2 protein-coding genes are annotated in these 972 nt (G+C 49.8%); one reads left to right on the forward strand and one right to left on the reverse strand.

Features of this window, described 5'->3' with window-relative positions; genetic code table 11:
* Positions 1 to 199: 199 nt before the first annotated feature.
* The gene (locus tag BHE18_RS12485; protein WP_071618908.1) at positions 200 to 541 is read left to right on the forward strand and encodes a hypothetical protein; all 342 of its coding nucleotides are present in this window, start codon (positions 200 to 202) and stop codon (positions 539 to 541) included.
* Between the two features lie 78 nt (positions 542 to 619).
* Here BHE18_RS12485 and BHE18_RS12490 read toward each other — a convergent pair.
* On the reverse strand, positions 620 to 972 hold a 353-nt coding region (locus BHE18_RS12490; RefSeq protein WP_141771872.1), incomplete at its 5' end, for an LrgB family protein.

Genomic DNA, 972 nt, shown 5'->3' on the forward strand with positions numbered 1-972 from the left:
TTTATTAGTTACAAGTACTTAGTATGTACGAATTCTCTATCTTGTCTGTACTTGGCTGTAGTTACCCTGTCTCATTATTGCTATCAGCGTTCTTCGTCTGCCATCTCCCGCTCTGCCTAGTGGTGTTTGTCCTTCTTTTTTGTTTTGTTAGGTGTGGTAGGTAGGAGATTTTTTTTTTTTTTTCATCGCGGGCAATAGCGTGTTAGAAGACAGTTTGTCGTTTAACACCTATCTCGGTGCGCCGCTAGCGTATTTGCCTGCGGTGTTGGTCATGATCGGGCTGGCCCTGGCATTTGTCGGCTTCTGGCCTAATTTTGCGAGTTTCCTCTGGCTCTACTTGGGCGTATCATTTTTCGTCGTCTATCTGGGCGAATTGCTGCAGTTACCAGATTGGGTGGAAAAGTTGACACCGTACGGCTACATTCCAGCGATCCCGTTGGACGAAGTCAATTATGGCGTGTTCGCGTTAATGGTCGCAATCGCTGCAGCCCTGGCGCTAGCAGGTACCTACGGATTTCGCCGGCGCGATTTGAAAAATTGACAGCCAGCTAACTAGCGGCATATATAGAAGGAGAAACTAAAAAATCCCCGGCGCTTTAACGCGCGGGGATTTTTATGTTCATAAAAGCAGCCAAGCAGCAAGCGGGCTGAGCAATGCGCCAAGAACAGCGGCCAAAGTCATCGCGACAGAACTCATCGAGGCATCTTCCGGGCCATATTCGAATGCTTTGGCTGTGCCCAGGCCATGGGCTGATGCGCCGAGTCCGATGCCGCGCCCGATTGGGGAGTCGATATGCAGGGCATGCAACATATACGGGCCGAGCAGGATGCCCGTGAAACCAGCAACCATGACAAACACGGAAGCAAGCGATGGAATACAGCCAATTGTTGAGGCAATTTGCATCGAGACCGGCGTGGTCAATGATTTCGGCAAGACCGTCAAAATCAATTCATCTTCAAAACCGAGCACAA

It is taken from the genome of Rossellomorea aquimaris (assembly GCF_001877785.1).
Lineage (GTDB): Bacteria > Bacillota > Bacilli > Bacillales > Bacillaceae_B > Rossellomorea > Rossellomorea aquimaris_A.